This is a genomic window from Brevibacillus brevis (genome assembly GCF_031583145.1).
Classification (GTDB): Bacteria; Bacillota; Bacilli; order Brevibacillales; family Brevibacillaceae; genus Brevibacillus; species Brevibacillus brevis_E.
The window spans coordinates 2,077,024-2,101,189 of the sequence record NZ_CP134050.1 but is presented as its reverse complement, the minus strand read 5'-3'; the positions used below and the strand labels follow the sequence as shown (position 1 = coordinate 2,101,189).

The window sequence follows — 24,166 nt, the reverse complement described above, 5'->3', positions numbered from 1 at the left end:
TTAAACTTATTCCGCGTGCAGATCCCGCTTTTTCGCCTGAATCTTGCTGCACATTTTCATGATCGGGACGTAGGTCAGCAAGGCAAAAATGACGTTGAGAATGACGGTCGGCAAAATCTGATGGTTCAGCATCCACTGGACGTCGCCGGGGGCGCTTGCAAACAGCCGAAACATGCTGTACAAGAGCCACTCATGCCCGAACAAAATGACCGTGCTCGTCACAAACACCATCCCGAAACCGCGCTGGAACAAGAGAACGATCAGCCCTGCAAAGTAGCTGGCGACCATCATGGACATGGTGTATAGTCCGATGATCTGCCCGTACAGCACATCCTGCAGAAAGCCGAAGACAAAGCCGTAGTAGAGTCCTTCCCGCCTGCCCAAGAACATCGAGATAAAAATACAGCATACCAGCGCAAAGCGGGGTACTGTCGTCCAGGACAGACCCCATGTTGCGGAAGCGATCACTTGAAAGACGGTCCCTTCTAAAATGAACAGGACCAAAATGGTAAGCGTCAGGACAAAGCGCTGCATTACTGGCCACCCCCGTTTGTACCCGGCGTGGCACCCGTGTTTGCCTTGGTCGACTGGGACGGATTGCTGTTCCCCGGCGGGGTTGTCGTTTGACCCGTCGTTTGTGGAATCAGCTCACCATTTGCAGAAATGGAAAAGCTTCGTTCTACGATCATGACTTCGTTCAGTTGGGAGAAATCAGCGGTCGGCTGGATGTACGCGGTCTGCGTCAGCCCGTAATCGTCAGGCTCTACCCGCACGATGTAACCGATCGGCAGATTGCTGGGAACGACGCCCCCCAGTCCCGACGAAATGACTTGCTGCTTTGCCTCAATCTTCTGTCCCCAAGGAATTTTCCGCATGACCAGCAGTCTCTCCTGTGGGTCGTACTCTTCCACGACGCCGCTGACCGGATGAACCGTCGTCTGTCCGTTTACCACCTGCGTCGTCTGAATGACGGCGGAAATGTGGTCGCGCCGCTCATAGCTGGTCAACAGCTCGACGGTAGAGGAAAAGTTGGCTACGCTCTGCACCCGTCCAATCAAGCCTTTGGAGGTGATGACAGCCATGTCCTTTTTGATCCCTTGCTTCAATCCTTTGTCGATCGTGATGACGTTGTTCCACGTATCCGGATTGCGGGCTACTACCTCGGCAATGCGAAGCTGGTAGGACTTGAGCGAATCTTTCACATTGAGAATCTCGCGCAGGCGGGCGTTCTCGGCTTGCAAGCCCTGCACTTCCGCTGTCAGGCGGGCGTATTGATCGAGGTTTGCCTTGAGCGCCTTGTTCTCTTCATAGACGTTGTAAGCATCGTCGACTTCCTGAAAAAAGCCAGAAACAGCCTGTGCAGGGCGATAAAAGAAGCCCTGCACCATGCTGAAGGTATCTTTGAAAAACATCTCCGGCCAAGTCAGACTCACACGATCCCGGGAAGTGAAACCCACGACGGAAATGAGCAGGACCAGGCCTACGAGTACGATGATAAGCCGCTTGTTCCCGAAAAACGACATGCCCTGACCTCCGTTTATTTACCCCGTTTTTGCCGGGAAGAGGTGATGCCGTGCTTTGACTTGAACAGGTGAATGTTCTCCAGCGCACGTCCCGTTCCGATCGCAACGCAGTCCAGCGCATTCTCAGCGACGTGCACAGGCATACCCGTTTCCTTGCTCAGCAATCTGTCCAGATTTCGCAGCAGGGCTCCGCCCCCGGTCAGAACAATGCCGCGATCCATAATGTCGGCCGCGAGCTCGGGTGGACTCTTCTCCAATGTGACTTTCACCGCTTCGACGATGGCCGATACGGTCTCTGCCAATGCTTCCGCGATTTCCGTGCTGCTCACCGAGAGAGTTTTCGGCAGGCCTGTCACCAGGTCGCGCCCGCGAATTTCCACGTTTTCCGGTTCTTCCGGTGCGATCGCGGAGCCGATCTCCAGCTTCAGAGTCTCGGCGGTGCGCTCCCCGATCATCAGGTTGTATCTGCGCTTGATGTATTGAATGATGGCTTCGTCCATCTCGTCCCCCGCCACGCGAATCGAACGGGAAGTCACGATGCCTCCCAGGGAAATGATGGCGACCTCTGTGGTTCCCCCGCCGATATCGACGACCATGCTGCCTGTCGGCTCCCATACCGGAAGATCGGCTCCGATCGCCGCGGCAAACGGTTCTTCAATCGTATGCGCTTCTTTTGCACCCGCTTGTTTGGTGGCGTCTTCCACCGCACGCTTCTCGACGGCGGTGATCCCGGACGGTACACATACCATTACATTCGGACGGCGGCTGAACAGGCCCTGATTCTTTTGCGCCTGATTAATGAAGTAACGCATCATCGTGGCCGTCGTGTCGAAGTCCGCGATAACTCCGTCTTTCATCGGGCGTACGGCCACAATGTTGCCCGGCGTACGGCCGATCATGCTTTTCGCTGCGTTCCCCACAGCTTCGATCGAGTTGTTGTTCGTACGGATCGCGACTACAGACGGTTCTCTTACGACGATCCCTTTCCCTTTTACAAATACGAGTGTATTGGCAGTGCCGAGGTCAATCCCCAAGTCACGTGTAAATCCACCAAACATAAAAAAACTCCTTCCGATATTTACAGTCGCAAGCATTGTGTTTCTTTCTTTACAGGTACCCCTGCTCTTTCAGGCTGACGTACTTTCCATCCCCGATAATCACGTGATCCAGCAGTGAAATTCCTACGAGTTCTCCCGCTTCCCGAAGCGTTCGCGTAATCGCGATGTCTTCCCTGCTTGGTGTGGGGTCGCCGCTCGGATGGTTATGTAGGCAAATGACGGAAGCACTGCTACGGCGTATCGCTTCCTTGAAGACCTCTCGCGGGTGTACGATCGAAGAGTCCAGGCTGCCTACAAAAATCGTTTGCTTGCCTATCACATGGTTCTTGGTGTTGAGAAAGAGGCAGACAAAATGCTCCTGAGTCAAATGAGAGAGCTCAGGTATCATCAAATCAGCCACATCACGAGGCAATCGAATGGACGCACGGCTGCGCCGTGGCACGCCGGTGAGCCTTCTGCCCAGCTCAAACGCGGCGTGCAACTCGATCGCCTTGACCTGACCAATTCCCTTTACCTCGATTAACTCAGCATGAGACGCCTGGGCCAAGCCCCTCAGGTCTTCAAACCTGGAGAGCAGTCGCTGGGCCAGCTCGTATGCCGACTCCTTCTCCGTGCCTGTCCGAAGCAATATGGCAAGCAACTCCGTGTCAGACAGATGGACCGCTCCTTCGCGAAGTAGCCTTTCACGTGGACGGTCATAGTAAGGGACGTTTTTCACATGCGTTTTGTTACAGGTATTTGTTGCCAAATCAACCGACCTCCAGCCAATCACTTTACATCGGTAACGGCTGGACTCGGAGACGCTCACGTGATGGATTGCCGTTGCCGCTTGAAACCAAGCGCGTAACCCTACAATACCGTGATTCCAAAGCGGGATAGCATATTTGCCGTCAGACAAAGCGGGAGGCCAACTACGGTGAAATAGTCTCCCGCGATGCCTTCCACAATCGTCGCGCCTATGCCCTGGATGGCGTACGACCCCGCCTTGTCCATTGGCTCTCGCGTGGCAATGTACGCTTTGATTTCTGCCTCCGAGAGAGCTCGGATTTTTACCCGTGTGCTGCTGTGTGCCACTTCCGACCGTCCGGAGGCTGCTTCGATCAGGGCCACGCCGCTGTACACGGTGTGCTCGCGTCCCTGAAGCATGGACAGCATCCGAAAGGCATCCGCTTCATCCGCGGGTTTGCCGAGAATCCGATCATCCAGCACGACGATCGTATCCGATCCCAGCACGACTCCCTCCGACAGAGTGGAGGCTACAGCCCGCGCTTTTCGCAGGGCGAGTTCTTCTACCACTTCTTGCGGAGACAAGCCTGGCGCAGTCGTCTCATCCACGTCGCTGGACTGTACCTTGAAGGCGATGCCCAAAGCTTGCAGCAATTCCCGACGACGCGGAGAGGAGGAGGCAAGAGTAAGAGCTGTTTGTGTTTTCATCCGTTTTCAACCTACTTCATTCGTCGATGTATCCAAAATGCGAGGGCGAGCCCTCCGACACTGGCTAGATTTAGCTTTACCTGAAAGTTCAGTTCGTACTTCAAAATTTCTAAATCAGCCGCAGGGTGCCATGATATCACTTTACTCTTTGTGAGGAAAGGGACCCAGGGGCTCAAAATCTCCCCAATTATGCTGCCACACAAAAGTCCGCAAACCAAAAGAAGCAAAAGTGTAAGCGTTTCTTTCCCCATGAACCTTCCCACTCCCTGTTTACAAGGGATTCTCTTTTTGCCATCAATAAGTGTAGCAAATGGACGGGGGGGAAACAATCCCCGAATGCTCTTGGTAATTACAGTAAAGAAAGAAAAGACTTCCTGCAAGAAAACCTTGTCGGAAGCCCGTTTATTTACGCATTATTCGGTTTTTTGCGCCTCTTGGATCCAGGCTGCGTAATTCTCCAGGTAAGCCAGGATGCCCGCCTGTACTTGCCAGGCGTACGATTCGGCGCTTTGCGGCTTTTTGCCGGCGTTGGCCTCCGCCATCTTGTCCCGGGCTGCCATCGCCTGATTGATGCCGTTCACCATCCCGCTGAAGTACGCCGCTGCCTGACCTTGCGTCGGTACCAGACGGCTTCTCTCCAAAAACTGGCGATGCTGTTCCTTCATGGCCGCAGCCTCCTCCTGGGACAGAACAGGCTGCGCGTTTGCAATGACTTGTCCCGAGTGAGCGGACAGCATCTGAACCAGCTTCGATCCGCCTGCGAAAAACGAGTTAAGATCGGGATGATCCTTGGCGTCCGAAGACCCAGACACCGCGACCTTTCCTTGATAGGCGGGGAAGGAAAACTCCTTGACGTATACGTCGATGCCTTTGTTTTTCAAGCTCGCCGCGAATCCCAGCACAGCGTCCCGCGTCGGAGCCGCAGCAGCAAACACGTACTGCTTGGCAGCGTCCTTGTAGAGCAAATGCGGGAGCCCTTGCTTGTCGAGCGGTTCTGTGGCCGCTTGGGGCTGGGTATCCGGCTGAAATACCCCTGCTTGCGCGACAAACATCTTGATCTGTTGTACTTGCACATTTACATCCGTATGTGTGCCGCCAGCGGCAGGTTGCGGGTCCGCCGCCTGGCGATTCCCTCCCGGCAAGACGGGCCCTGCTGCCGGCAGCTGCTGCCCTGCCCCTTCAGTCGGCTGACTTTGGGCCGTCAGCGTCTGTACGGTTTCGCCCAGCACATTCCGGTACGACTCCGACAAATCTTTTTCCGAGAAGACGGTCAAGACGAGAAACCCGAATAAAAGCCCGATGGCAACCGCTCCGCCCGTGGTCAGCACCGTCCGCATGATCGGTCCGCTCGCCCAGGCGGAAAAGACCCGTGTCGCCCGCCTTTTGCTAAAAACCGTCTCCTCCACGGTATCTTCGGCTGCCGGCTCGTCCAGCATTACCACCGGCTCCCTTGCCGTTTCTCGTTCCGTTGTCGCTCGCAGCTGCATCATGCGATCCCACGCTTCGTTGCCTTTTTGCACGATCGGCTGCGCCGGGAACGGGATCTTCGTCCGTGTCCGCGGCTCCTTTGGCGATTCTATCGTCTCTTTGGCGGTCTGGTTTGAGCTGTCCCAAAACCTTCCGTTCATTTTCACCTTGACGTTGTTCCGCTTTTCTCCGTTCACAACCATGCCCCCCAGCAACAGGCTCTTTGTACTAGCTTACGTGGCAAGGTAGCGGGATATGACTACGCCTGGCAGTACAGCAACAGTCCAACCGTCACAAAAGGCGCGAACGGAAGCTCGGATCGCCCGTCCATCCGATTTTTCACCAGGAGGTAGAGTGAAACCAGCAAGGCGAGCAGAGAGGCCAGGGTCACGATGATAATCGAAGCCCGAAGCCCCAGTGCAAACCCGAGCAAACCGAGCAGCTTGGCATCCCCCATCCCAAGAGCACTCGGCAAAAGCCAAGAGACGGTGCCAAAGGCGAGAAGCATCGCCCCGCCGCTCCCGATGCGCCCTGGCCATAGCCCCTCCGGCCATAAGATCAGCCCGATCAGCATGGAGGCAGCCAGCCCCGTCAGGATAGCCCGATTGGGAATTCGTCTGTACCGCAAATCTATCCAGGAGACGCAGACGCACAGGACGATGAGCATCCATTCCATGGCGCTGTCTCCCCCTCCCCTTGCGATCGCTTCCGTCGCCACTGCCACTCCTGATCTGCCCCCTTTCCGAGTTGTTCTTTTTCCATCCTAACAATGGTTTCCGGGACGAAAAAAGCCGTCCGGGCGAGTCGCCTGACGGACGGCAATCAAAGTAAACAAAAGCTCTCCTATGCCTCTTCTGGAGCAGGAGGATTCCACGTCACGAGCATACCCGCGTGGACGAGCCCGCCGCCAAATCCGTACAGCAAGAGGGTATCGCCTGCTTTGACCGCCCCTTCGCGAATTCCTTTTTCCAGCGCCAGGGGAATCGTAGCGGCCGATGTGTTGCCGTAGTACTCCAGACTGTAAAGCATCTTTTCCAAAGGGAATCCGCTCTTTTCGCAGACGGATTCGATCATGCGCAAATTGGCGCTGTGCGGGATGAACCAATCGACGTCCTCCAGCGTCGCATTTGCACGGCTGACTACTTCCTGCATCCCTTTCGGCATAGTGGATACCACCCACTTGTACACTTCCCTGCCGTTTTGGACGATGCAGCCGTCCCCTGCCAGCTTGCGTCCTCCCATTTCGGTGGACAGACCGGAGCGATATACGTTGATGCCTCCTTCCCCTTTTGTCCCCAAGTAAGCAGATCGAAAGCTCGGATGCTTCTCGTCACGCTCGACCAAGACGGCCCCTGCTCCATCGCCAAAGAGGATGCAGGTCGTCCGATCCGTGTAATCGGTCACTTTGGACAGTGTTTCCGCGGCAACAACGAGCACTTTCCGATGCATTCCCGAGCTGATCATCGCGTTGGCCATATGCAAGGCGTACGTAAAACCTGCACAGGTGGCCCCGAGGTCCAGCGCCCCCGCCTGCTCGATTCCGAAATGGGCTTGCAGCTGGCTGGCGACGCTCGGAAACGGATAGTCCGGGGTTGATGTGGCCACGAGAATCATATCGACATCGGACAAAGACTTCCGATAGGTGGAAACGAGATTTTCAACAGCAGCAATGGAAAGGTGGCTGGTAAACTCATCTTCGGCGGCAATCCGTCTCTCGTGGATGCCCGTTCTTTGCAAAATCCATTCATTCGATGTATCGACGATCTTCTCCAGGTCTGCATTCGTCAGGATCCGCTCCGGGACGTACGTGCCGATTGCGGTAATTCTAGCCAGTGAATTCATGGTCATCTATCATCACCTCGGATTTTTTATAACCAGATTATATCACTAACTATTAGTACCTAGTACTATTTTTTTCTCGACCTTTTGGCAAAGCGCTTGCGGGCTCATCCCCATCGTGGCCCAGGGTCTGTATAAAAAAAGACTTGAACCGAATGTGGTCCAAGTCTTTTTATGGGAATCCTCATCCCGAGGAAACCATTTATTTCGCCAGCTCTTCCGCGAGCCAGAACGCCGACTTCCAAATGTCGCCCGCTCCCATGGTCAACACCAGATCCCCCGGTTTCAGCTCCTTGTAGAGCTGCTCCTGCAGCTGCTCCTTGGTCGGGATATACTGCGCGCGAGCATGGCTGTTCACACGAATTTTTTGCACCAAGACCTCGGACGAGACTCCTTCGATCTTGGCTTCCCCTGCCGGCGAGTAAATGTCCGTGATGATGACTTCATCGGCATCGGAGAACGCCCGGCTAAACTCATCCATGAGGAAGTACGTACGCGTGTAGCGCTGCGGCTGAAACACGGCGATGACGCGTCTTCCGGATGCTTTCGCGCCCTTCAAGGTCGCAATGATTTCCGTCGGGTGATGGGCGTAGTCGTCCACGACGAGAATGTCCTTCGACTCCCCGATGATTTGGAAGCGCCTCTTGGCTCCACGGAATGAAGTCAGGGCGTTCGCAATCTGTTCAAACGCAAGACCGGCATCCAGGCAGACAATGATCGCAGCCAACGCATTGGCAACATTGTGCTTGCCTGGAACGGTCAGCGCCAGTTCGCCCAGCAGCTGCTCCTTGTGGTATACCTGGCAGCGGCTGCGGCGATCGCCGCATTCAATATTCACAGCCCGATAGTCGGCCGAGTCGACGTGCGGCGCTTCTATCGCGTACGTAACCACTGTTTCCGCGACGGACGGAATCACCTCTCGCACATGCTCGTCGTCGATGCACAAGACGGCTTTACCGCCCGGCTTCAAATGGCTGAGGAATTTTTCGTACGCCTTTTTCAAATTGTTGAAATCCCCGTCGAAATGCTCCAGATGATCCGGCTCGATACTCGTGACCACCTCGTACATCGGACGATATTCGAGGAACGAACCGTCGCTTTCGTCCGCTTCGGCGATCACGTAATCGCTGCTTCCCGCTTTTGCATTGGTGCCCGCATTCATCAGCTCCCCGCCGATGATGAAGGTCGGGTCGACTCCGCACTCTTCCATGACGTGAGAAATCATGGAGGTAGTCGTTGTCTTGCCGTGCGCTCCCGCTACCGCTACACCGGTCCGTTCATTCAAGATGCGGGCAAGCATCTGCGAGCGGTGCATGACAGGGATCCCTTGTTTCTCTGCTGCGACGACTTCCGGATTGTCCTTGGGAATGCTGGTAGAGTAGACGATGATGTCTGCTCCCTCTACATGGCTGGCAGAATGGCCAATCTGAATGGCTGCCCCTCTTGCTTCCAGCTTCTTCGCCAATTCGTTCATGGCGACATCGGAACCGGTTACCTTGTATCCAAGGTCGATCAAGACGCGGGCAATGGCACTCATACCATATCCGCCTATACCCACAAAGTGGACGTGCTCTGCCTGATCCACCCTATTCACCTGCCTCTTCTACTGTTGTGGTGGGAAAGAATGCGCGCACTTGGGCGATGAAGTAGAGCGATCCACAGACGACTAACCAGTCATCCGCCTTCGCCGATTGCTTCTCCCGCATCCAAGAAAGGAGAAATGCTCGCCAGTCCGGTACGTTCACCAGCTTTTCCCGGTCCCATCCACCTGCGCAAAACGCATCGTGCAAGGCTTCGGCATCCGCCGCCCGAGGAAAATCGAACGTCGCCAGATTCAGAGTGCTGATCCGCGACTGCAGCGTTCCCAGCGTTTCCGCCATCTTGGACAGCGGCTTATCCGCCAAGCCGGAAAACAGCAGGTGCAAGCGGGCACCCTCCGGCAACAAATGGTCCAGACTGCCTGCGAGCGCCTCCATTCCTTCCTGGTTGTGTGCTCCGTCCAAGATCACTAGCGGTCTCGGGGAGACTACTTCTAGACGACCAGGCCAACGCGTTTGTTGCAAACCGCGATAGATTTCTTCTTCTTCCAGCAAAAAGGAGAAGTAATTTCGCAGGACATCGATGGTCATCAGAGCGACCGCCGCATTGTCCGTCTGATGAATACCGTTCATCGTCAGCCGATAGCTTTCTTCGCGGCGGCGCAGCATGCTGCGGTACGTAAACTGCTGCTCTCCCAGCTGCTCGTTTGTCTGCTCGCCGGAAAAATGCTGGCCGGCGCAATAAAGCGTGCTCCTGGTCTGGCTCGCCTTTTCCTGAAAAACAGCGAGCACCTCGGGACGGCGCTCACCGGTTACTACCGGAACCCCCGGCTTGATGATGCCCGCTTTTTCCCGCGCGATGTCCGTTAAGCTGTCGCCCAGGACGTTCATATGGTCGAGTCCGATGTTGGTAATGACAGAAACGAGCGGGATGACGACGTTCGTCGAGTCGAGGCGGCCGCCAAGTCCCGTCTCCCATACGACCACCGCCGGCCGCGCCACTCTCGAGAAATAGAGGATGGCGATCAGGGTGATCACTTCGAATTCCGTCGGAGAGCCGAATTCCGTCTCCGCTTCGCAACGAGCGACCAGCTCTCTCACTTCGTTTGCCAATCGCAACAGGTCTTCTTCTGCAATCATGCTTCCGTTGTAGCGGATGCGTTCGCGAAAATCGATCAGGTACGGGGAGGTAAACGTCCCTACACTGTATCCTGCCTCCATGAGCATCTGGGTCAAAAATGCGCAGGTCGAACCCTTGCCATTTGTGCCGGCGACGTGGATAAAGGGCACACTGCGCTCCGGATTGCCCAGCTCTGAGAGTACCCACTGCATCCTCTCCAGCCCCGGCCTTTGGCCGAAGCGGAGAAGTCCATGCAGCCAGTCAAGCGCTTGCTTGTATTCCACAAATCCTTCTTCTGCATTCATCACGACAATGCTCCATTCTCAAAAATATGCGGGGGTATCGCGGATCATTCGCTCCGAAGTTCAGCCAATCGCGCAATCACTTTATCGCGCTTTTCCATGTAATCGGCCATCTTGGCTTTTTCCTCAGCCACTACTTTTTCCGGGGCTTTCGCCATGAAGCCGGCGTTGTTCAGTTTCTTTTCGATCCGTTCCACTTCATTGTGCAGGGTTGCCAGTTCTTTTTCCAGACGTCCCAGCTCTTGCTCCAGATCGATCAGACCCGCCAGCGGCAAGAACAGCTCCGCGCCGGTGATCACGGACGACATGGCCTTTTCTGGCGTCGTCAATTGATCGCTGATTTCCAGACGCTCCGGATTGCAGAAGCGGGTGATGTAATCTTCCCCTCGCTTGAGGCGTTCGAGCGCAAGCGCATCGTTTGGCTTGATCAAGAGCTCGATCTTTTTGGACATCGGCACGTTCACTTCCGCACGGATATTGCGAACGCTGCGGATGACTTCCGTGAGCAGATTCATCTCGGCTTCGGCGTCCGTAAAGATCCATTCCTCTTTCGCGGTCGGCCATTCTGCTACTGTGATGCTCTCTCCTTGGTGCGGCAGCGCCTGCCAAATTTCTTCCGTGATGAACGGCATGAACGGATGCAGGAGACGCAGCGTCTGGTCGAGGACAGTAACGAGCACGGACTGTGTCGTCTTTTTCGCCGCTTCGTCGGTTCCGTACAGCGGCAGCTTTGCCATCTCGATGTACCAGTCGCACAGGTCATCCCAAATGAAGTTGTAGAGCACGCGGCCCACTTCGCCAAACTCGAAGGCGTCCGTCAGGCGGGTCACATCGGCGATCGCCCTTTGCAGGCGCGTCAGGATCCACTTGTCCGGAGTGGAAAGCTCCCCGCTGAGATCGATGTCCTCGTAGCGGAAGCCCGACAGGTTCATCAGCGCAAAGCGCGACGCGTTCCAGATCTTGTTGGCGAAGTTGCGGTTGGCCTCTACCTTTTCCCAGTAGAAGCGCTGATCGTTCCCTGGCGAATTGCCTGTCGCCAGCGTGAAGCGAAGCGCATCGGCCCCGTATTTCTCGATGACTTCCATCGGATCGACGCCGTTGCCCAGCGACTTGGACATCTTGCGGCCTTCGGAGTCGCGGATAATCCCGTGGATCAGCACCGTCTCAAACGGATTTTGCCCGGTAAACTCCAGCCCGGTGAAGATCATGCGGGCCACCCAGAAGAAGATGATGTCGTAGCCGGTGACGAGCACATTGGTCGGGTAGAAGTACTTCATGTCTTCGCTTTCTTCCGGCCAGCCGAGCGTGGAGAACGGCCACAGGCCGGAAGAGAACCAGGTATCAAGCACATCGTTGTCTTGCTCCAGCTTGTGGCTGTGGCAGCTCGGGCACTCGCTCACATCCTCGCGGGAAACGATCGTCTCGCCGCAATCCTGGCAGTACCAAGCCGGAATCCGGTGTCCCCACCAAAGCTGACGGGAGATGCACCAGTCGCGGATGTTCTCGATCCAGCGCAGGTAGTTGTTCTTGAAGCGCTCCGGCACGAATTTGACGCTGTCTTCGCTTGCTGCGCTAGCGAGAGCCGCGTCGGCCAGCGGCTGCATTTTCACGAACCATTGGGTGGACAAATACGGCTCGACGACTGCGTCGCTGCGCTCGCTGTGTCCCACTTGATGGATGTGCTCCTCGATTTTGAACATGACGCCTTGCTCGCTCAAATCCTTGATGATCTGCTTGCGGCAGGCGAAGCGGTCCATTCCCTGGTAGATACCGGCCTGTTCGTTCATCGTCCCGGATTCGTCCATGACGACGATCTGCGGCAGCTGATGGCGGAGCCCCAGCTCAAAGTCGTTCGGGTCGTGTGCTGGCGTGATTTTCACCGCGCCGGAGCCGAATTCCGGATCGACGTAGTCATCGGCCACGATCGGAATTTCACGGCCGACGATTGGCAGGATGACGGTTTTCCCGACCAGATGCTTGTAGCGTTCGTCTTCGGGATGTACAGCGACGGCCGTATCGCCCAGCATCGTCTCCGGACGGGTGGTCGCCACCTCGATGTAACCCGTGCCGTCTGCGAGCGGATAGCGCATGTGATGCAGAGCGCCTTTGACTTCCTTGTAAATGACCTCGATATCGGAGAGCGCCGTGCGAGCCGCCGGGTCCCAGTTGATGATGCGGTTCCCGCGGTAAATCAGCCCTTTTTCGTACAGGCGGACAAACACTTCTCGAACAGCGCGGGACAGGCCCTCATCCATCGTGAAGCGCTCGCGGGAATAATCCAGCGCGAGGCCCAGCTTTTCCCACTGCTCGCGAATGTGCCCGGCGTAAATGTGCTTCCATTCCCAGACCTTTTCCACGAACTTCTCGCGGCCGAGGTCATGACGGGAAATGCCTTCTTCCCGCAACGTGGCTTCCACGCGCGCCTGGGTAGCGATACCCGCATGGTCCATCCCAGGCAGGAACAGGGTGCTGTACCCTTGCATCCGCTTGGTTCGAGTGATGATGTCCTGCAGCGTCGTATCGAGCGCATGACCGAGGTGGAGTTTCCCCGTTACGTTGGGAGGGGGAATCACGATCGTAAACGGGCGCTTGTTCGGATCGCGCTCCGCCTTGAAAAACTGGTTTTGAATCCAGTATGGATACCATTTTTGCTCAGCTGCTTTCGGGTCGTAGTTCTTGGGCAGCAACTGATCGATGTCTTGTGCATTTGGGGTTGACATGCGTGACTCCTCCTAAAAACATGGATTGAAGACCTCGCGAAGAACAGGTTCTGATCGCAAAGGAAAATAAAAAAACCCTTCATCCAAAGGACGAAAGGATTATTTCGCGGTACCACCTTTGTTAATACGCACCATCCCTAGCGCCCTAGCGGATTTTGCGCATTCCCTCAAACAAGATAACGGTTGCGAACCGTTTCCGGCTGGATCACATCTTCACCGGAACAACTCCTGGGCGACCTTCAGTCATTCGTCACCTTAGAGAATCTCTCAGCTGTGATTCTCCTCTCTGACAAGGGCTCCTGACCTACTCTTCCCAATCATCGCCAATCACGATATGGAATTATGATAGACAGTTCTCCGTTATTATATACAATCAGCAGGTTTCCCGTCAAACCCAGATTCGGCGGCCTTTTCCACGGTAATTCCCAATGCCTCCGTAAAGCCGAGCACACTTAAAATATCCAGGATTTCTTCCCGCACATTCACGATTTCCACTTGTTTGCCGCGCGCCAGTAGTTCCTTCGTCGTAAAAAACAGGCTACCGATCCCGGATGAGTCCACAAAAGAAACGCCCTGAAAATCGACGGTCACGGATTGATTGCGTCCCCCGTACTGCTGCAGCAATTCACCTACCCGGTCCCCCACCGCCATGTCCAGTTCCCCGGCAAAAAACAGCGTGGCTTGCCCATTCGTTTCTATGGCTCTATAGTCCATGCTCAAACTCCTTTCACAGATGAACTAGATACCCTACGTATTTCCATACGTATTCTAGTTACCCTCTTTGCAGCGAACGCAAACATTCTGAAAACCTACCGACGACTCTCATCGGCGGCGATACATTCCAGAATGAGCTTGGTGCCCGCCAGCGAGCTGGCCAAATACAGGCGGTCGCAATATTGCAGCATGACGTGAAAGCCCACGCCAAGCGAGTCTCGGGTGGAGTACCCCTGCAAGAGCGTCGCGCGCGGCAAGTCTTCCAGGAGAATTCCCTGGCCCTGGTCGTGTATCACGGCTCTGCACATGCGCTGTTCGGGCAAAACGTACAGCGTGATCGTTCCCCCGTCACCGTGCTTCAAGGTGTTGGAGGCTGCTTCGTTGACGGCCACCAAGTACTGCAGGATGCGCTTGTCCGACATGCCCAGCGGCTCCAGCGCCCGCTTGCAGGCACGGCGCAGCTCTGCGAGGTTCTCGGGTGCGCGCAAATCCATCGCGAACGATTTGCGTCCGTTCCGCAGCAGAAAAAACAGCTCCTCGTCACTGAGCAGCATCAGCTTGCCCTGGGTGACGACCCCGAGGATATCCCGGTAAATTTCCCACTCCCGCTTCTGCCGCTTTCTCTCCTCCGCGACGGCCTCCGTCACATCAATCAACGCGATTCCGCACGTTTGGTCCGGCAAGGCGGAAGCGTACATCTCAAACACTTTCCGGCCGTCGCGGGAAACCAGCTGCTCCCTTAGAGAGGCGCCATTGTCCGCAGCGTTCCTGACCAGACGGGACATCTCCCGCTCGATTTCCCGATCGGCCCGTGCATCGCCGAGCGGCCTCAGTTTCCCCTCATCAAACAAATAGAGAAAGATCGTCCCGATCTGCCGCAAAATCGACAGCTTTTGCAGCTCCTGCTTGATCAAGCGGCCTCTTTCGTCGTCTCGCGCTTTGACATCGGCCAGCAGCTCGGTAGGATCGAGCTCTCCGCTCATATGCCAATTGTGGAACTCTTCCAGCAGCAGGCGCTTCAGCACTTGTTCCCGCCGGAGCACTTTCTCGATGTCGATCACGTAATACGGGACACCGCAAATTCCGCGCAGCGCGCTCCCGATGATTCGAAAATCTCCGGCGAGCTCGACCTCCAGCCGTCCCTCCAGCACCTTTTCACGGCTGATCAGTCCGATCGCCGTGCGACTGACCGTAATCAATTGAGCCTGGCATTCTTCCGAAGTAGAAAGATCGGTGATCCGCACAGGCCGAGGTGGCAGTACCTTTTGCGCCGAACCGCCGGAACGCAGCTCGTCCAAGCAATTGCGGCAACTAGGATCGTCCGGACACCCCTCACACAGAACCACTTGTCATCCTCCTTTCGCTTCCTGCCACCGCTTCCTTTTCGTTGCCGGTGCCCTGGAAGCCGATCGTGTCCGGGTATGGCTGCATCAAACATGCATGAAATTGAATAATCAAGACGGACATATCATCCGTCTGTTCTCTTTCGCGAGTAATTTGCCACATGTACGCTTCGACGCGGTCCATCGCGTCACCCTCTCCCTCGCCATGCTCGTCCACGATGTGGGAGAGGTCGGCCAGCCACGTTTCCACGCAGCGCGCCGCATCCTTTCTTCCTGTTTCCACGAGTCCATCCGTGTACAGAAGCAGAATGCCCGACTCTCTTAATGGTACTTTTTCGAGCTGGTAAGTGCTATCAGGCGAAAGCCCCAAACCCACACCCCCTCTGCTCGGCAGCACTTCTTTCCGGCTGTTGGACAAGAAAAGCGGCCGGGGATGTCCCGCTCGACTGAGCAGCAAGGTATGCTCCTTTGCGTCGTGCATGGCGATCAGCATGGTTATGTACGATCTCGTTTTGGACAGGTCATCGTAGAGCAGCTGATTCAGTCGGCTCAAGACTTCATCGGGAGACCAGCTCTTTTGCAAAATGGCCCGAACTGCCGTGCGGACGCCCGAAGCCAGCAGACTGGCTGCCAGGCCGTGGCCGGAAACGTCAGCAACGATAAAACAAGTATAGCGTTCATCGACACGGATGTAATCAATATAATCGCCGCCGACATACGTGAACGGAGCGTAAACCACACGCACGCTCAGTTCCGGCAGCGTCAATTGCTCTCGGGGCAGCAGCGTGGACTGGATCCGCCGCGCGAGCTCCATTTCCGTCTCCATGAGCCGAAGTTCGCCCGCCTGATGCTCGTGCAGACACCGCAAAACGAGACTGCGCACATTGACCAGCAGCAGCTGAAAGAAAGATCGTTCCAGCGCTTGATTGCGCGAATCGCCCGAAACCGTATGCGCCTCCAGCACCACATACCGCGGCGTCAAAATCGAGTCGAGCTGTTCGTGGACGATGATTCGCTCCGACACTCGGGACGATTCTTCCAGTACGTGCTTTTTTCCCCTTTCCACTTGAAAATAGACGATCTGATACTCCGATTCCAGCGAGATGCGCAGGTAGACGAGGGTATCGAGCTTGGAATACCAGATCTCCACCAGCTCCTCGATGTTTTGCTGCAGCGTCTCAAAGGATACATTCCGCAGACTGTTCTCGTTGCTCGCCGTCAAGAGATGCTCGTAGTCTTGGCGCAGTCCGAGCATCTTGGACAGCTTGTTCCATCGCCTTGAGGACCAGCTGCCGCCCGAACGGATGATCAGTACCGCTCCGGCACAAGCTGCTCCTGCGTAAAACAAGGCTTCCCATATCATGTCTATCACCTATATGCGTGCGTCCTTATGGTTCTGACTTTCCCGTTCCCTTTTGCCAAGCCTTTTAAACCTTGCCCGCGAGTGATGTTTGCCTGAGCTCCACTTTTTCGAGTGCAGGACTAGGCTTGCCAGGCACTGTCCCAGCCTTGCTCGCATATGCTGGAATGAGGTGATGTTTGATGAATTTCCGCTGGAAGTACCATCCCACCTATTTGCGCATCAAATACGGCTTCAAGCAGGTGCTCATTCCGCTGATTGTCTTTCAATTCATCCGCACGATTATCCTGCCGACCTCCTTTGACGTGGTGATCCTGGGTATTTTGGCCCTTTCCTACGTAGCGATTACCCTGGATTGGTGCTAAAGGTGCAAAGAAAAACAACGCCCCACGCGGTGAGACGCTGCTCTCTAAAAAGCCAGTTGGACCCAACGATGCAGCCGCATCAGACGGTCCATATCTTTTTCCAGACGTTTCACAGCGTACAGCTCGCTCCATTCCTTCCGGCCATTGTAGTAGATGTCAACATCCCGCATGATCCGCTCCGGATAGGAAAGAAATGCCGAGAGCAGTTCGATCTCTTCCGGGCGCAGCGGAAAGATGGCGGCGTACCGGTGAAACAATTGGGAAGCTCCTGCCTCGTCCCCCGCCAATTGGAAATACGTTCGGTAAAACAAGGTCAGATCCCGGATCGGCGTATCAAAGGCGGCGCGATCGAAGTTGAGCAGCTTCCCTTTCCCGAAGCGATCGAGCACCACATGGGCGGGGTGCGGAGAACCGTGTATCAGCGATAAGCGGAAATGAGCGTGCGTCTCATGCCGCTCTCGCCAGTCCATGAGCTGTTCTGTCGCCGCCTTGGACATCTCGGCGATAAACGCCCGGTTGGCGAGAAACACCAGGTCAAAGGGCGATTGGTAAGGACGTTCGTTTGCGGTTTGTGCCGCATGCTCCATTTGCTTGTGCCAATACTGCCATCTGCTCAGCAGCGAATCGATCAGAGGCTCCACTTGACGGGGATCGTCGAAACGGTAGTTCTGTGTCAGATGGTGAAGCTCCGCGAGTCGTTCCAAAGTAGGCGTCGCCCATGCAAGCGGCTGGTCCTCGCCCTGCTCGCTGTCCGGGTGCCAGGCGGTCAAATAGTAGGTCGCATCCTGGAACTGGACGAACGGATCGTCGTACTTGGTGTGCAAAAACGGGACAGCCCCGTCCCAGCCCCTGCGGTTCAACTGGCGCAGCACATCGCTTACGTGAAGCAGTCGTTGACCCGGTGCCTTGGTTCGCTTGCAGACGTACGAGCCGTATGGAGTGATCGCCTTGAAGACGTTTGGCTCCTTCAGGACATCGATGTTCTGGGCAAACATGTCATACTCCTGAAACAACGGGAATAGGTCGTCAAAGCGGCTCATCGATCTGTTCACCCCTCGGTCGCTCGGCCCGGTCAGCGATATGCCGCAGCAAGTGATCCACAGACTGCTGGCTTCTCAAGGCCTGCTCGATTCCTTCTATCGGCGCTTCCTTGTTTTCCGAAACGCGTTTCACGTACGATTCCACGCTCCTCCACACTTCCCGTGGCCGAGCCATAAAGGCCAGCAGCAGCGTGTATTCGCCGTAATCCAGCGGCTTTACTTCCTCGTAACCGTCCAGAAAGGCGTCGATTTCCTCCAGATCGCGGCGCGCCAGATACGCATCGCGGAGGAAGCCTGCCACATCCCGCTGCCTGACGGACAAATTCGGGCGAAAAAAACCGCGCAGGTACAGCTTCCCCCCCACCATCCCCCAATTGTCGGACGACAAATCCCGATGAGAGACAGTGAGCTCTCCTGCCGGAATGCTCTCATGCCCAAGCAGCACCGCTGCCCGCTCCATGCGCTGCAGAAGCGGCGAAAGCAAGCTCCCTACCCAGCGCTTCTCCCCTTTTTCCTTGCTGTATTTCGAACGGTAGGACTCGGCCAGCGCTTTGGCGTGCGCCCACTCCGACTCTGCCTTGATCTTCTCCTGCTGCAAGTAATCCGCTCCCGTAAGCAAATTGCTCTCCTGCTGCGAGAGATGCATCATCGCGACGACCCTGCCGCATTGGCGAGCAGTCGCCGGCCGCGGTTCCCATGACTCGATTCGCCTGAAATGATCGGTCATCGTGACGCCCTGGTTTCCGACCATCACGTACGGTTTGGAATCTCTCGTGCGGATGAATCTCTCCAACTCTCGAAAACCTTGACGCGCCAGTCGTTCGCGCCAGGCAAACGACCAGCGCATCACATCGACACGCGGCCAAACGTGCAGTTCTTTTGGCCCCCGGTTCGTCTCCAGGAGCCAGCAATCGTCCAGTGGTGTCACGCGGATCACGCGGGCACGATAGTTTTGACAAACCTCGGAAAGATCGATCTTGTCCACAGTCCCCCACTCCTCACTGTGGAATGTACAGGATTTGTCCGGCCACCAGCTGTTCCGAAGAAAGTCGATTCACTTCCACGATCTTGGACACGGGCAAGGAGTAGCGCTGAGAAATCTGCTCCAGCGTCTCATCCCGTTGAATGATGCACATTTTCAGCTGGCTGGAACGCTCCTCCTTGTTTCGGATGAAGGAGGTCAAATTTTGCATCGCTTCCAGGGTAAAACCTGTGGCTTCTGTCACCGAGCCCTTTCTCGAGGAGCTGGAAGACGATTCCGCCTCCTGTGCCATGGCTTCTTGCTTCGCCCTGCTGGCCTGGGAGAAAATCGAGGTGATGTTGACATTGCCCGACTCTTCACGCGAAGGCTTGCCTGAAATGGCGATCCTCACTTCTACCTCTTCACTGGCCGTTTGCGTTTCAACGGGTTCGGCCGCTACCTCTACTGCATCTGGCGCCTCCGGTGCTTCAGCTGTGTCCTCGGTTTCAGCGACTTCCACTGCCTTCGCCGTTTCTACCGCTTCCGCTGACTCCGGTGCCGCCTCTGCTTCCTCTGCCTCTTTTGCTTTCGCATCCGCCCCTTCGGCTGCGACTGGGGTAATGGCTGGATGCTGGTTGTCGTGAATGGCCAACGTCGCTTCATCCTGCTCCTCTTGCGTGACCGGAATGTCCTCCCATTGCTCGGCTTGGTCCGCATTCGTCACCTGTGTGCCGTATATGGGCGAATCGTACCCGGCCGATCCGATGGCAGGGGTATCCGCTCCCCAAAGCGCAGAATCTTGCACATTCTCTTCATCCTGATAGGATGCAGGCAGACCGCCGGCGGAATCGACCTCTGTCACTTCTCCGAAAGCCTGGTATTCGTAATGCTCATACTCCCTCGCCGAGACTTCCAACGCAGGCGTATCGAACAATGAAGTGGACTGGGCACCTTCATAGCCTGCCGACTCGTAGCCTGAAGATTCGTAGCCTGCAGATTCGTAGCTCTCGGGTTCGTAAGCCGCATCTTCGTAGCCTGCGGGTTCGTAGCCTCCGGAACCCCCGGATTCTGAGCCCACGGACTCGTAGCTGGCAGGCTCGGCTTGCTGCTCCAATTGCTGTTCGAGCTGCGCCAGCTTTTGTTCGATCTCCTCCAGCGAAGACAGCTCGACGGGACCTTCCTCCTGATCGGCAGCCACATGAGCAAACTCCCACGCCTCTTCCCTAGGTGCGGTCGCGGGCTGGTCGAAACCGTATGGCGATTGCGCGTGCATCTGCTCCTGTTCCTGATACTGTCCGGGCAACTCGGACGAAGCATTAACCGACTGATCGGAGAGCGCGATTCCGACGATCTTGAGCTCGGCTTCGATCAACAGCTGATGCGGTCCCTCCAGCTTGTAGTCAAAGCTGTCAACGATGGCGTAAATGTCGCCCATTTCCGCGATCCGCTCCTGCGGGATCGTGATATTGAGCGGAACACGATGCCCGATTTGCTCCTCCCAGCCGTAATACGGCCCATCCGTTCCTTCGGGCCGAAACGGGGCGAACGTCATGGCCTGAACCAGAGTTTCCGCTCCACCGCTGTCCTGCCCAGCGGTATCCCTGATCGGCTCGTACTTCCCGAACAACTGCAAGCAGCCTGTTATAGAGATGTAGGATTCATTTTCCAGCACCTCTACATCCGGTACCAGTTCCAGCTCTTGCAGTTCACCTATTCCGGCTCTATCGGATGAGAGGAAAATGGTCTCCTTGATGGCAAACGAGAGCAGCCCATCCTGTAATGCCATTCGTGCTCCTCCTTTCAGGTGCAAGACATTTCCCTATACTATATGGACAGGACGAGCCGTTTAGCACCTGAATTTCCAAAACAAAAGCGTCCCCGGAAACGCAAAAAGCCGGGACTACGATCTCCCCGGCAAAACGGCTTGGATTAATTTCGGTACGGCTTGTTTTCCTTGCTGGATGCAATCCGGCACGCCTACCCCGCCGTAGGAGGCTCCAGCCAAAAGAACGCCCGGCAAACCCGCCTCCACTTTTCCCGTCACCTCGCGGACCCAAGCCTGGTGACCCACAACGTACGGAATGGCGTTTTGCAGCCGCGTTACTTTATAAAAATCCGGCTTCTGGCGGATGGTCATGGTCTTGTGCAAATCGCTGAGGGCGAGCTCAATGATTTCTTCGTCCGAGAGCTGCATGAACGACTGCTCCTTGGCCCTGCCTACAAAACAGCGCAGCAGCGCTTTCCCCTTCGGAGTGGTGTGCGGCCATTTGCGATGGGCCCACGTACAAGCCGTAATGTTCGCGCCGGAAGAACGAGGAACGATAAAGCCTGTCCCTTCCATTCCGAGTTCGATCGCCGACTCCGGGAAAGCCATCGCAATGGTTGCGACCATATGCGGCTTGGCCTGCGGCAGGGACGGCACCGAGGCATACGGGCGCATGAGTGGCTCCACGGCAGCGTGCGGCACCGTAAACAGTACGGCGTCCGCCTCAAGTCGTTCCCCGTCTTTCAGAACGAGCGCATATCCGCCGCCTTCCTTCTTGCGCAGCTCCTTCACCCCGCTATTCGTGCGGATGCTGGCACTTGGCAGTCTGCTTTCGATCCCTTCTACCAGCGATTCCAGCCCGTTTTTCAGCGTGAGGAAGATTCCTTTCGGCTTCCCCTCTCCCTCCTTCTTGGGACGTGAATGCTTCATGGCCAAAATCAGGCTGCGGTGCTGTTTTTCCAGCTGCGCAAACTGCGGGAAGTTGGCCAGAAGGCTGAGGTTGTCGATATCGCCGGAGTAAACGCCGGACAGAAGAGGCTGGATCAGGTTTTCAATCACCTCGCCGCCCAGACGTCGGCGGAAAAAGTCCCCGACAGACAGATCCCCTTCGCCTTTGGACGCAGGCATGATCAAGTCAGCGGCGGCACGAATTTTTCCCGGCCACGAGATCAAATCCGTCGTGACGAACGGCATGAGCTTGGTCGGCACGCCCATAACCGCCCCTTCCGGAATCGGCATGAGGCGGTCTTTGTGCCAAATGTACGCCTGACCGGTGCTGTTGCGCACCAGCTGTTCCTCCAGACCGAGGTCGACGGCCAGCTGCGCAGCACTCGTTTTTCGCTCCAGAAATGAATCAGGCCCTTGCTCGATCACGAAGCCTTCATGCCGCCATGTCTGGATCTTGCCGCCGAGGCGCCCCTTCTCCTCCACGAGGTGAAAACGGATCGGCAGCCCTTTCTCCTCGATTTCCCGCTGCAAGTAAAAGGCGGCGCTAAGACCGGTGATTCCGCCGCCTACGATGGCAATGTGAAACGTCTTGTGCTCCATCCCATTCGTCCCCTAGTCCGCCAGCTTTTTCTCGACGGCATCAGCCAGACAGGAGATAAAGGCAGGTCTGGCGTTTGGCATCGGAGGGCGGTAATAATGTGCGCCCAGCTCATCCGTCGCTGCTTTGCATTCAAAGTCGTTGTCGTACAGCACTTCCAGATGCTCGGCGACGAATCCGATGGGACAGTAGACGTATGCCGAAAATCCGTGCGAAGCATGCAGCTCACGCGTCAAATCCTGAACATCCGGTCCAAGCCACGGCTCAGGCGTATTGCCCGCGCTCTGCCAGCCGATCGCAAAATCAGGGATTCCCGCACGTTCGGCGATCATCTTCGCTGTCTCCTCCAGCTGCTGGGGGTACGGATCGCCGGCGTTCAGGATTTTCTCCGGCAAACTGTGGGCGGAGAAGATCACCACCGCTTTTTCCCGATCCTCGGCCGGCATCGAAGCGAATGTGTCATTGATCGCATGGACCCAATACTCGATGAAGCGGGGCTCCATATACCAGCTCTCGATGCTGTGGATGACCGGTCCGGATATCGATTCCGAATGCTTCTGCGCCCGACCGTTGTACTCTTTCACGCTGTAGCTGGAGTAGTGAGGGGCGAGAACGAGACTGATCGCTTCCGCAATTCCGTCCTGCTTCATCTGTTCGACGGCGTCCTCGATGAACGGCGCGATGTGCTTGAGGCCGAGGTATCCGACGAACTCCCGATCGGGGTGGCGCTCGTTCATTTCCTGCACCAGGGCGCTCACCTGCTCGTCTGTGATTTCGGCGAAGCGATTCAATCCTCCGACCGCTTCATAGCGCGCCTTCAAATCATCCAATAGCTCCTGCGGCGGTTTTCGTCCGCGGCGAATATGCGTGTAATACGGTTCGATGTCCTCCGGCCTGCGCGGCGTACCGTACGCCATCAGCAGAAGCCCTGTCTTTCTTTTTGCCATCGTGTCGTGCACCTCCCGAATTACCTGTCTCGTTTGTAGCTGTGGATAAACTGGGTCAGTTTTTGCAGCGTCTCTACTTTCGCATCAGGGAAAACGCCGTGGCCCAGATTGAAAATGTATCCAGGCTGCTTCGTTCCTTCGTCCAAAATCTCTTTCGCCTTGGCTTCGAGCTTCTCCCAAGGAGCCAGGAGCAAGGTCGGATCCAGGTTGCCCTGCAGCGTCTTGGTCACGCCCATTTTGCGCGCCGTCGTAATGGACGTGCGCCAGTCGAGACCGACCACGTCGACAGGCAGCTCCTCCCAATCCATCAGCAGATGCCCCGCTCCAATTCCGAAATAGATGGTAGGTACCCCCGTCTCCTTCAACGCCTGGAAGATCCGCGTCATCACCGGGGTGATGTATTCGCGGTAATCATCGTCGTTCAGCGCGCCGACCCAAGAGTCGAATACTTGAACGGCTTGAGCCCCCGCAGCGACCTGTGCCTTCAAATACGTGATCGTCAAGTCGCCCAGCTTCTCCATGAGCGCCTGCCAGGCAGCCGGTTCGGTGTACATGAACGCTTTCGTCTTGTGGTAATGCTTGGAAGGGCCGCCCTCGATCAAGTAGCTGGCGAGGGTAAACGGCGCGCCGGCAAAGCCGATCAGCGGCACGGAAAGCTGCTGGCGCAAAATTTTAATCGCTTCCAAAATGTACGGCAGGTGCGTCTCCGGCTCCAACTCGTGCAGGCGCTGGACATCCGCAAGCGACTGGATCGGATTGGCGATCACCGGCCCGATTCCGGATTCGATATTGACATCGACCCCGATCGGTTTGAGCGGCGTCATGATGTCGGCAAACAAAATCGCAGCGTCCACGCCCAGCTGTTCCACAGGCAGGCGCGTCACTTCTGCGCAAACTTCCGGTATGTAATTCATTTCAAAGAAGCTATGCTTATCCCGAATCGCGCGGTACTCAGGCTGGTAACGACCAGCTTGACGCATGTACCAGACTGGCACATGGTCCGTCGCTTCCTTTCGACATGCTCTCAAAAACGTATCATTAAATGGTTTTGCGGTCATGAATAAACCTCTCTTTGCACGAATAATCTTCCCCTTCATTATGATACCATTGGGCATTCGACATGG

Annotated in this window: 22 protein-coding genes and 1 other annotated feature; of the genes, 1 reads left to right on the top strand and 21 read right to left on the bottom strand. The window is 56.1% G+C overall.

Annotation, left to right across the window (positions count from 1 at the left end; genetic code table 11):
- Positions 1 to 6 precede the first annotated feature (6 nt).
- The 15 genes from mreD to RGB73_RS10350 form a co-directional block, all read right to left on the bottom strand.
- Positions 7 to 534 carry a rod shape-determining protein MreD gene (gene mreD / locus RGB73_RS10420; RefSeq protein ID WP_310771621.1) on the bottom strand — a complete coding sequence of 176 codons (528 nt, stop codon included), beginning with the start codon at positions 532 to 534 and terminating at the stop codon, positions 7 to 9.
- The gene (gene mreC / locus RGB73_RS10415) at positions 534 to 1,523 is read right to left on the bottom strand and encodes a rod shape-determining protein MreC (protein WP_310771619.1); all 990 of its coding nucleotides are present in this window, start codon (positions 1,521 to 1,523) and stop codon (positions 534 to 536) included. The genes mreD and mreC overlap by 1 nt, the downstream gene beginning before the upstream one ends.
- A 14-nt stretch (positions 1,524 to 1,537) precedes the next feature.
- Positions 1,538 to 2,581 carry a rod shape-determining protein gene (locus tag RGB73_RS10410; protein ID WP_310771617.1) on the bottom strand — a complete coding sequence of 348 codons (1,044 nt, stop codon included), beginning with the start codon at positions 2,579 to 2,581 and terminating at the stop codon, positions 1,538 to 1,540.
- A 49-nt stretch (positions 2,582 to 2,630) separates the two neighbouring features.
- The gene (gene radC / locus RGB73_RS10405; protein ID WP_310771615.1) at positions 2,631 to 3,329 is read right to left on the bottom strand and encodes a RadC family protein; all 699 of its coding nucleotides are present in this window, start codon (positions 3,327 to 3,329) and stop codon (positions 2,631 to 2,633) included.
- A 101-nt stretch (positions 3,330 to 3,430) separates the two neighbouring features.
- Positions 3,431 to 4,015 (bottom strand): Maf family protein, encoded by a 585-nt coding sequence (locus RGB73_RS10400; RefSeq protein WP_310771613.1) that lies wholly within the window; start codon positions 4,013 to 4,015, stop codon positions 3,431 to 3,433.
- A gap of 11 nt (positions 4,016 to 4,026) precedes the next feature.
- Positions 4,027 to 4,266: a DUF4321 domain-containing protein gene (locus RGB73_RS10395; RefSeq protein ID WP_310771611.1), complete on the bottom strand. Its 240-nt coding sequence runs from the start codon at positions 4,264 to 4,266 to the stop codon at positions 4,027 to 4,029.
- Between the two features lie 162 nt (positions 4,267 to 4,428).
- Positions 4,429 to 5,685, bottom strand: a complete 1,257-nt coding sequence (locus RGB73_RS10390; protein WP_310771609.1) for a hypothetical protein — start codon at positions 5,683 to 5,685, stop codon at positions 4,429 to 4,431.
- A gap of 56 nt (positions 5,686 to 5,741) precedes the next feature.
- Positions 5,742 to 6,206, bottom strand: coding sequence for a prepilin peptidase (locus RGB73_RS10385; protein WP_310771607.1), 465 nt, complete (start codon positions 6,204 to 6,206; stop codon positions 5,742 to 5,744).
- Positions 6,207 to 6,325: 119 nt separating this feature from the next.
- A complete protein-coding gene (locus RGB73_RS10380) occupies positions 6,326 to 7,330 on the bottom strand; it encodes a ketoacyl-ACP synthase III (RefSeq protein ID WP_310771605.1) in 1,005 nt (334 codons plus the stop codon).
- 193 nt (positions 7,331 to 7,523) lie between these two features.
- Complete coding sequence (gene murC, locus RGB73_RS10375; protein WP_310771603.1) at positions 7,524 to 8,906, bottom strand: UDP-N-acetylmuramate--L-alanine ligase; 1,383 nt, start codon at positions 8,904 to 8,906, stop codon at positions 7,524 to 7,526.
- Position 8,907: 1 nt separating this feature from the next.
- Positions 8,908 to 10,284: a bifunctional folylpolyglutamate synthase/dihydrofolate synthase gene (locus RGB73_RS10370; RefSeq protein ID WP_310771600.1), complete on the bottom strand. Its 1,377-nt coding sequence runs from the start codon at positions 10,282 to 10,284 to the stop codon at positions 8,908 to 8,910.
- A 44-nt stretch (positions 10,285 to 10,328) separates the two neighbouring features.
- On the bottom strand, positions 10,329 to 13,001 hold the full coding sequence (locus tag RGB73_RS10365) for a valine--tRNA ligase (RefSeq protein ID WP_310771597.1): 2,673 nt from the start codon (positions 12,999 to 13,001) through the stop codon (positions 10,329 to 10,331).
- 83 nt (positions 13,002 to 13,084) lie between these two features.
- Positions 13,085 to 13,331, bottom strand: a binding site (T-box leader).
- Positions 13,332 to 13,364: 33 nt separating this feature from the next.
- Positions 13,365 to 13,715 (bottom strand): STAS domain-containing protein, encoded by a 351-nt coding sequence (locus tag RGB73_RS10360; protein ID WP_310771595.1) that lies wholly within the window; start codon positions 13,713 to 13,715, stop codon positions 13,365 to 13,367.
- A gap of 95 nt (positions 13,716 to 13,810) precedes the next feature.
- Complete coding sequence (locus RGB73_RS10355; RefSeq protein ID WP_310771593.1) at positions 13,811 to 15,061, bottom strand: ATP-binding protein; 1,251 nt, start codon at positions 15,059 to 15,061, stop codon at positions 13,811 to 13,813.
- Positions 15,048 to 16,421 carry a PP2C family protein-serine/threonine phosphatase gene (locus RGB73_RS10350; RefSeq protein WP_310771591.1) on the bottom strand — a complete coding sequence of 458 codons (1,374 nt, stop codon included), beginning with the start codon at positions 16,419 to 16,421 and terminating at the stop codon, positions 15,048 to 15,050. Before RGB73_RS10350 ends, RGB73_RS10355 begins: the two co-directional genes overlap by 14 nt.
- 179 nt (positions 16,422 to 16,600) lie before the next feature.
- Between RGB73_RS10350 and RGB73_RS10345 the strand changes: the two genes are divergently transcribed.
- Complete coding sequence (locus RGB73_RS10345) at positions 16,601 to 16,783, top strand: hypothetical protein (protein ID WP_310771589.1); 183 nt, start codon at positions 16,601 to 16,603, stop codon at positions 16,781 to 16,783.
- Between the two features lie 44 nt (positions 16,784 to 16,827).
- On the opposite strand, the gene RGB73_RS10340 is transcribed toward RGB73_RS10345, so the two are convergent.
- From RGB73_RS10340 to hemE, 6 genes are all read right to left on the bottom strand, one after another.
- The gene (locus tag RGB73_RS10340) at positions 16,828 to 17,823 is read right to left on the bottom strand and encodes a hypothetical protein (protein ID WP_310771587.1); all 996 of its coding nucleotides are present in this window, start codon (positions 17,821 to 17,823) and stop codon (positions 16,828 to 16,830) included.
- Complete coding sequence (locus tag RGB73_RS10335; RefSeq protein WP_310771585.1) at positions 17,810 to 18,808, bottom strand: phosphotransferase; 999 nt, start codon at positions 18,806 to 18,808, stop codon at positions 17,810 to 17,812. Before RGB73_RS10335 ends, RGB73_RS10340 begins: the two co-directional genes overlap by 14 nt.
- Before the next feature lie 13 nt (positions 18,809 to 18,821).
- The gene (locus RGB73_RS10330) at positions 18,822 to 20,570 is read right to left on the bottom strand and encodes a LysM peptidoglycan-binding domain-containing protein (RefSeq protein WP_310771583.1); all 1,749 of its coding nucleotides are present in this window, start codon (positions 20,568 to 20,570) and stop codon (positions 18,822 to 18,824) included.
- 114 nt (positions 20,571 to 20,684) lie between these two features.
- Positions 20,685 to 22,097 carry a protoporphyrinogen oxidase gene (hemY, locus tag RGB73_RS10325; protein ID WP_310771581.1) on the bottom strand — a complete coding sequence of 471 codons (1,413 nt, stop codon included), beginning with the start codon at positions 22,095 to 22,097 and terminating at the stop codon, positions 20,685 to 20,687.
- 12 nt (positions 22,098 to 22,109) lie between these two features.
- Positions 22,110 to 23,042, bottom strand: a complete 933-nt coding sequence (gene hemH / locus RGB73_RS10320) for a ferrochelatase (RefSeq protein ID WP_310771579.1) — start codon at positions 23,040 to 23,042, stop codon at positions 22,110 to 22,112.
- Positions 23,043 to 23,062: 20 nt separating this feature from the next.
- Positions 23,063 to 24,100 (bottom strand): uroporphyrinogen decarboxylase, encoded by a 1,038-nt coding sequence (hemE, locus tag RGB73_RS10315; RefSeq protein ID WP_310771577.1) that lies wholly within the window; start codon positions 24,098 to 24,100, stop codon positions 23,063 to 23,065.
- Positions 24,101 to 24,166: the final 66 nt, after the last annotated feature.